Source organism: Methylibium sp., assembly GCF_031393925.1.
In the GTDB taxonomy this organism is placed as follows: Bacteria; Pseudomonadota; Gammaproteobacteria; order Burkholderiales; family Burkholderiaceae_C; genus Methylibium.
In genome coordinates this window covers 1-7,058 of the sequence record NZ_JANMWL010000143.1, presented here as the reverse complement: position 1 = coordinate 7,058, position 7,058 = coordinate 1, and the positions used below count along the sequence as shown (strand labels likewise).

At 66.7% G+C, this 7,058-nt stretch carries 9 protein-coding genes and 1 pseudogene; 8 read left to right on the top strand and 2 right to left on the bottom strand.

What is annotated here, in order from left to right:
* The first annotated feature begins 208 nt into the window (after positions 1–208).
* Positions 209–634, top strand: a complete 426-nt coding sequence (locus RMO12_RS08295) for a regulator (protein WP_309638933.1) — start codon at positions 209–211, stop codon at positions 632–634.
* Positions 635–781: 147 nt separating this feature from the next.
* On the opposite strand, the gene RMO12_RS08290 is transcribed toward RMO12_RS08295, so the two are convergent.
* Positions 782–1,000, bottom strand: coding sequence for a reverse transcriptase domain-containing protein (locus RMO12_RS08290; RefSeq protein WP_309638934.1), 219 nt, complete (start codon positions 998–1,000; stop codon positions 782–784).
* Between the two features lie 47 nt (positions 1,001–1,047).
* Positions 1,048–1,158 (bottom strand): annotated as a pseudogene (locus RMO12_RS08285) (IS110 family transposase); the annotation flags it as partial.
* 127 nt (positions 1,159–1,285) lie between these two features.
* Between RMO12_RS08285 and RMO12_RS08280 the strand changes: the two are divergent.
* From RMO12_RS08280 to RMO12_RS08250, 7 genes are all read left to right on the top strand, one after another.
* Positions 1,286–3,160 carry an ABC transporter transmembrane domain-containing protein gene (locus RMO12_RS08280; protein WP_309638932.1) on the top strand — a complete coding sequence of 625 codons (1,875 nt, stop codon included), beginning with the start codon at positions 1,286–1,288 and terminating at the stop codon, positions 3,158–3,160.
* A 132-nt stretch (positions 3,161–3,292) separates the two neighbouring features.
* Positions 3,293–3,982 (top strand): OmpA family protein, encoded by a 690-nt coding sequence (locus RMO12_RS08275; RefSeq protein WP_309625432.1) that lies wholly within the window; start codon positions 3,293–3,295, stop codon positions 3,980–3,982.
* A gap of 146 nt (positions 3,983–4,128) precedes the next feature.
* Positions 4,129–4,956 carry a thymidylate synthase gene (locus RMO12_RS08270; RefSeq protein ID WP_309638931.1) on the top strand — a complete coding sequence of 276 codons (828 nt, stop codon included), beginning with the start codon at positions 4,129–4,131 and terminating at the stop codon, positions 4,954–4,956.
* Between the two features lie 20 nt (positions 4,957–4,976).
* On the top strand, positions 4,977–5,471 hold the full coding sequence (locus RMO12_RS08265; protein ID WP_309638930.1) for a dihydrofolate reductase: 495 nt from the start codon (positions 4,977–4,979) through the stop codon (positions 5,469–5,471).
* 137 nt (positions 5,472–5,608) lie between these two features.
* Positions 5,609–6,211, top strand: a complete 603-nt coding sequence (nthA, locus tag RMO12_RS08260) for a nitrile hydratase subunit alpha (protein ID WP_309638929.1) — start codon at positions 5,609–5,611, stop codon at positions 6,209–6,211.
* A gap of 17 nt (positions 6,212–6,228) precedes the next feature.
* A complete protein-coding gene (locus RMO12_RS08255; RefSeq protein ID WP_309638928.1) occupies positions 6,229–6,540 on the top strand; it encodes an SH3-like domain-containing protein in 312 nt (103 codons plus the stop codon).
* Complete coding sequence (locus tag RMO12_RS08250; RefSeq protein ID WP_309625437.1) at positions 6,540–6,887, top strand: SH3-like domain-containing protein; 348 nt, start codon at positions 6,540–6,542, stop codon at positions 6,885–6,887. Before RMO12_RS08255 ends, RMO12_RS08250 begins: the two co-directional genes overlap by 1 nt.
* Positions 6,888–7,058 lie beyond the last annotated feature (171 nt).

The window sequence follows — 7,058 nt, the reverse complement described above, 5'->3', positions numbered from 1 at the left end:
CGTGCAAGCCAGAGCGCAAGCGCCTTGGCGGGCGGACGGCCGCCCCCGGATACGCAGCAGCGGGCCGTGTTACGCAGCAGATTTGCTGTGCGAACCGCCTTGTTAGGTGGCCGAAAAACGCCACGAAGCGGGCATTCAGCGTATAAGCTGTGGGCCAAGGGTGCCGATAAGTTGTCGGCTAAATTTCATGACGATTGGGAGTATCTAAATGCCGACACACGCTTTCGATGACAGCAACATTACGTGGAACAGGCTTGGCGATTATTTACATTTGCATTATTCCATCCTCGATGTAGACGAAAAGAATGGGATCGCAGATGTCCTATTCAAGTTCGCTGCGAACGAAAAAATCGTTCTCCATCGGCATTTGGCCCACAACAATACATTCGTCGTGCAGGGAGAACATCGCTTATACAAACCAGATGGCACACTTAAGGAGATCCGGCCCGTCGGCTCTATGACCTCGAGCCCGCCCAGTGACGAACCACATCGAGAGGGCGGTGGAGACCAAGTCGTGATAATTGCTTTTAGCATTCGTGGTAATGGTGTTCTCTATCAGCTCTTGGATGAAGATTTGAATCAAATAGGGTCCATCAGCATGCAGGACCTGATAGCCATAAAGAACGCCGGCTAAACTTTCGTACGAATGGGTGGCCCGCAGATGTTGCTTCTACGGCAGCCTTCCATCTCAACGGAGAGGGGGCGGCCACCTAATCGGGTAGCCAGGGGTTTCTAGCCCCCAGCCCCACACCACCCACCATGCGGGTCCGCAGTGGGCGGTTCAACAAGTCGGCACGCTCGACGAAGTCTTTTCCTTCGTACTCTTGATCGTGAAACCCAGGAAGCTGCATTCGCTCATCAAGGCGACCTTGCTTTTGGCCAGGTTCACCTTGAGCCTGAGGGTGCTCTCCAGATATCGCGTGATGCTGCGCATGACCCGCTGCGCGGCGCGTTGGCTCTTGACAAGAATGATCATGTCGTCGGCGTAGCGTTGTCCAATCGTTCTCAGTGACTACGGCGTGATCACGCGCCCGCAGGCTTGACGCTCTAGTGGTTCGCATTGAAGGCCTCGCCGCGCGTCATCACCGCCCACAGGGTGCGTGCGTCCTGGTTGGCCAATGCCACCACCGCTTTCTGCCAGCCCGAGCGCTCTCGCAGCGGCGCGCGCTGGTCAGCTGCCTTGGTCCCGCGCGGAGCATCGCGACGACGACCGACCCGATGCACGCCGACCACGAGCACGGCGTTGGCCCGGGGCACCGCCACTGCGCCTGCCTACACTCTCACGATGACCGTTTCCGTCCCCGCTCCCTCTGCCACGACCCCTGCACGCGGCCTGCCCACACCCGGCCCCGCCTCCCCCCGAACGCCCGCGCCTCCCGCTGCCCGCTCGGTGCGCCCGCTGCGCGACCTGCTGCCGTTTCTTGCGCCGTACCACGGCCGCATCGCCCTGGCCGCCCTGTTCCTGGTGATGGCGGCGCTCACCACGCTGGCGGTGCCGATCGCGCTCAAGGCGCTGATCGACCAGGGCCTTGTTTCCACCGACCCGGGCGAACGCATCCTCGCGCTGCGCGGCCATTTCTTCGCGCTGTTCGGCGTTGGCGCCGCGCTCGGGGTGTTCTCGGCGCTGCGCTTCTACATGGTCACCTGGCTCGGCGAGCGGGTCACGGCCGACCTGCGCAATGCGGTCTACGCGCATGTGGTGCAACAGAGCCCGGAGTTCTTCGAGACCACGCAGACCGGCGAGGTGCTGTCGCGCCTGACCACCGACACGACCTTGGTGCAGGCCGTCGTCGGCTCGAGCCTGAGCATGGGCCTGCGCAACACCGTGATGGGCATCGGCGCGATGGTGATGCTGATCGTCACCAACCCGGTGGTGATGGCGCAGGTACTGGGCATCCTGGTGCTGGTGGTGCTGCCGGCGGTGGGCTTCGGTCGCAAGGTGAGAAAGCTTTCGCGCGCCAGCCAGGACCGCGTGGCCGACTCGAGCGCGATCGCGGCTGAAGTGCTGAACGCCGTGCCGGTGGTGCAGAGCTACGGCCAAGAACTGCGCGAGGCGCAGCGCTTCGACCGCGCCACCGAGGCCGCCTTCACCACTGCCGTGCGGCGCACGCGCATGCGCTCGGGGCTGGTGGCCTTCATCATCTCGGCCACCTTCGGCGCGCTGCTGTGGGGGCTCTACCAAGGCACGCAGGCGGTGCTGCGCGGCGAGATCACCGCCGGCCACCTGGGCCAGACCGTCGTCTACGTGATCCTGCTGGTGGGCTCGGTGGCGGTGCTGTCGGAAGTGTGGGGCGACCTGCTGCGCGCGGCCGGCGCCAGCGAGCGGCTGATGGAGCTGCTGGCCACCCGCTCGCGCGTCGAGACACCCGCGCTGGCCCGGCCGATGAACCAGGCGCCCGGCGGCTCGCACCTGCTGCTGCGCGACCTGCTGTTTCACTACCCGTCGCGGCCCGACACACCGGCGCTCGACGGCGTGAACCTCGAGGTGCTGCCGGGCCAGACGGTCGCGCTGGTCGGGCCCAGCGGCGCCGGCAAGACCACGCTGTTCGCGCTGCTGCTGCGCTTTTACGACGCCGAGTCGGGCCTGCTCGCCATCGACGGCGTGCCGGTGCGCGAGGCCGACCTGGCCGCGCTGCGCCAGCGTATCGGCCTGGTGCCGCAAGACAGCGTGATCTTCTCGACCAGCGCGCTGGAGAACATCCGCTACGGCCGCCCGGAGGCGAGCGACGACGAGGTCATGGCGGCGGCGCGCGCGGCGCACGCGGACGGCTTCATTCGCGAGTTGCCAGAAGGCTATGCCAGCTTCCTGGGCGAGCGCGGCGTGCGCCTCTCCGGCGGGCAGCGCCAGCGCATCTCGATCGCACGGGCGATCCTGAAGAACGCGCCGCTGCTGCTGCTCGACGAGGCCACCAGCGCGCTCGACAGCGAGAGCGAGCGCGCCGTGCAAGCCGCCCTGGACGTGGCAATGCGCGGGCGCACCACGCTCGTCATCGCGCACCGGCTGGGCACCGTGGTGCATGCCGACCGCATCGTGGTGCTGGAGGCCGGGCGCATCGTCGACGCCGGCACACATGCCGAGTTGCTGGCGCGCAGCGGGCTGTACCAGAGGCTGGCGGCAGCGCAGTTCAGTGACGCCAGCCGCCCCGTCGCCGCCGCCTGATCGTTCGCCCGGATGGCCTGGCGACGCTTGCCGAGGGCAGGCACTCCGTTTGCTACATCCGATACCGATGCTTTCACGGCGGTCGCTGTCGGCGCTGTTACAAGCACGACGTTCTCACTCCAAAGGAAAGCCATGAACAAGACGCTGACTCACAGCTCCCTCGCCGCGCTTACAGCGCTGGCCCTGCTCGCCGGTTGCGAAAACATGAGCGAGCGCGAAAAGGGCACCGCCAAGGGTGCGGGCATCGGCGCGGCGGTGGGTGCCGCGGCTGGCGTGCTCATCGGCGACAACAAGCGCGGTGCGGCCACGGGGGCCGCGGTGGGCGCGGTGGCCGGCGCGATCGGCGGCAACATCTGGTCGAAGAAGATGGAGGACAAACGCCGCGCGCTCGAGCAGCAGACCCAGGGCACCGGCGTCGATGTTTCGCGCACCGCCGACAACCAGTTGAAGGTCAACGTGCCGAGCGACATTTCGTTTGCCACCGGCCGCGCCGAGGTACAGCCGCAACTGCGCAGCGTGCTCGACAGCTTTGCCCACGGTCTGGCCAACGACCCGACGACGCGCGTGCGCATCGTCGGCCACACCGACAGCACCGGCAGCGACGCGATCAACAATCCGCTGTCGATCGACCGTGCCAACAGCGTGCGCGACTACCTGGCCGGACGCGGCGTGCAGCCGGCGCGCGTGGACACCTCCGGGCGTGGCTCGCTCGAGCCGATTGCCGACAACGGCAGCGACGCCGGCCGCGGGCGCAACCGCCGCGTCGAGATCTTCTTGCGCGAGCCCGATCAAGCCGGCTCGACAGGCCAGCCCAAAAGCTGATTAGCCCCTGACTAAAATGTTGATGCGCATGCAGCATGCGCATCAACAGCCGCAGGCTGCATGCGCCGCTTCAACGATGGTCCCGAGCGGGCTTGCGTATTTGAGGCGCTTGACGCCCTGTTCGGCGCCTATTGAAGCGAACCGCCATGCGCCCCGTCCGCTCCCAGTACGAAGACTTCATGCGCCACGTGCGCAGCCACGGCGTGGCCAAGGCCGACCGCACCGGCACCGGCACCACCAGCGTGTTCGGCCACCAAATGCGCTTTGACCTGCGCGAAGGCTTTCCGCTCGTCACCACCAAGAAGGTTCACCTCAAGAGCGTGATCCTCGAGCTGCTGTGGTTTCTGCGCGGCGAAGGCAACGCGCGCTGGCTGCAAGAGCGCGGCGTGACCATCTGGGACGAGTGGGCCGCAGCCGACGGCGACCTCGGCCCGGTCTACGGCGTGCAGTGGCGCAGCTGGCCGACGCCGGACGGCGGCCATATCGACCAGATCGCCGACGCCGTGAAGCAGCTCGAGACCAACCCCGATTCGCGCCGCATCATCGTGAGCGCCTGGAACGTGGCCGCGTTGCCCGAGATGGCGCTGATGCCCTGCCACGCGTTCTTCCAGTTCTATGTGGCGCCGGCCGAATCGCCCTCGGGGCGTGGGCGTTTGTCGTGCCAGCTTTACCAGCGCAGCGCCGACATCTTTTTGGGCGTTCCGTTCAACATCGCCAGCTACGCATTGCTCACGCACATGCTGGCGCAGCAGTGCGACCTGGACGTGGGCGACTTCATCTGGACCGGCGGCGACTGCCACCTCTACAGCAACCACCGCGAGCAGGTCACGCTGCAGCTTTCGCGCGAGCCGCGGCCTTATCCCAGCCTCGTCATCAAGCGTCGGCCGGCATCGATCTTCGAGTACGTGTACGAAGACTTCGAGGTGGTGGGCTACGACCCACATCCGCCGATCAAGGCGCCGGTGGCGGTCTAGCGCTTCAGTTCAAGCAGCCGATGAAGCTCACCCTCATTGCCGCGGTGGCGCGCGACGGCGCCGTCGGCCGCGGCGGCACCATGCCCTGGCACCTGCCTTCGGACCTGGCGCATTTCAAGCGCGTCACGCTCGGCGCTCCGGTGGTGATGGGGCGCAAGACCTGGGACTCGCTGCCGGCACGCTTTAGGCCGCTGCCGGGACGGCGCAACCTGGTCGTCACGCGCAATGCCGCGTGGTCGGCAGCCGGCGCCGAGCCGGTGCGCTCGCTCGATGCGGCGCTCGCCCTGCTGACCGACAGCGACGAGGTATTCGTGATCGGCGGCGGCGAACTCTATGCCCAGGCCCTGGCGCGCGCCGACCGGCTGGTGCTCACCGAAGTCGACACCGATGTGCCCGACGCCGACACCTGGTTTCCCGCGTGGGACCGCGGCGCCTTCGTCCAAACCTCATCGACCGCCGCGCCCGACGAAGCCGGCCTGGCTTACCGCTGGATCACCTTCGACCGGCGCCCCTGATCAGGTCGTGAGTCTCGGCAGCAGATGTCGGCAGCACGATTGACGCCCCAAAGGCTTCCAAGTCAAATGCAGACCGCAGCGCAGGTCTCGTCGCGCGCCGGGACAGGCCGTGCAAACCCAATCCGATGGAGCAAGACATGCCCAAGAAGCCCCACACCACCCGACCCGAATCCGACGCTGCCATCCGCGTGCGCGCGCTCGAGTCGATTTTGGCCGAGAAGGGCCTGATCGACCCGAAGGCACTCGACGCACTGGTCGATACCTACGAGCACAAGATCGGGCCGCGCAACGGCGCCCAGGTGGTCGCCCGGGCCTGGGTCGATGCGGCCTACAAGCAGCGCCTGCTCACCGATGCCACCGCCGCGATCAAGGAGTTTGGCTTCTCGGGCCTGCAGGGCGAGGACATGGTCGTGGTCGAGAACACGCCCGACATCCACAACGTCGTCGTCTGTACGCTGTGTTCGTGCTACCCGTGGCCGACCTTGGGGCTGCCCCCGGTCTGGTACAAGTCGGCGCCGTACCGCGCGCGTGTCGTGAGCGACCCGCGCAGCGTGCTGAAGGAATTCAACACCGAGCTGCCCGAGACCGTCGAGGTGCGAACCTGGGACACCACCGCCGAGTTGCGCTACCTGGTGCTGCCCGAGCGACCGGCCGGCACCGAGAACATGACCGAAGCACAACTGGCCGAACTGGTGACGCGCGACTCGATGATCGGCGTCACCAAGGCCAAGGCCCCCTGAAGGAACGGAGCGACCCAATGAATGGCATTCACGATCTGGGCGGCATGCACGGCCTCGGGCCGGTGCTGCCCGAGCAACACGAACCGGTGTTTCACGAGGCGTGGGAGGGGCGCGCGTTTGCGCTGTTCGCGTCGACCTTCGTGTTTGCCGGCTACACGGTTGACGAGTTCCGCCACGCGATCGAGAAAATCGACGCAGCGCATTACCTCCAGTCGTCGTACTACGAGCACTGGATGATCGGCTTCGAAGCGGTGTTGACCAAGCGTGGCATCGTCACCAGCAACGAGCTCGATGCGCGCGTCGCCCGGCTGCGCAAGGCGGGCCACTGATGCTGCTCACCCCCGACATCGTCCCCGTGGTCGTCGCCACCGGCGCCTCGGCGCGCGTGGCCGAGCCGGTGGCGCCGCGCTTTCGCGTCGGCGACCGAGTTCGCGTGCGCAACCACAACCCGGCCACCCACACCCGCCTGCCCGGCTACCTGCGCTGCAAGCTCGGCACCATCGAGCAGGACCACGGCGTGTTCGCGTTCCCCGACACGCTCGCGCACGGCCTGGCCGAGAAGCCGCAGCACTGCTACAGCGTGCGCTTCACGGCACGCGAACTGTGGGGGCCCGCGGCGGCGGAGCGCGACACGCTGCGCGTCGACGTGTTCGATGACTACATCGACCTCGACTGATGCGGGCCTTCGCCCGGTGGAGCCGATGAAGCCGATGATCGACCCGCCGATTTCGCCGCTGCGCGGCAAGGCGTTGCCGCTTGGCGTCGATGGCGACATGGCCTTCGCCGAGCCCTGGGAAGCGAAGGCTTTCGCGATCATCGTCTCGCTCGCTCAGGCTGGCCATTTCGC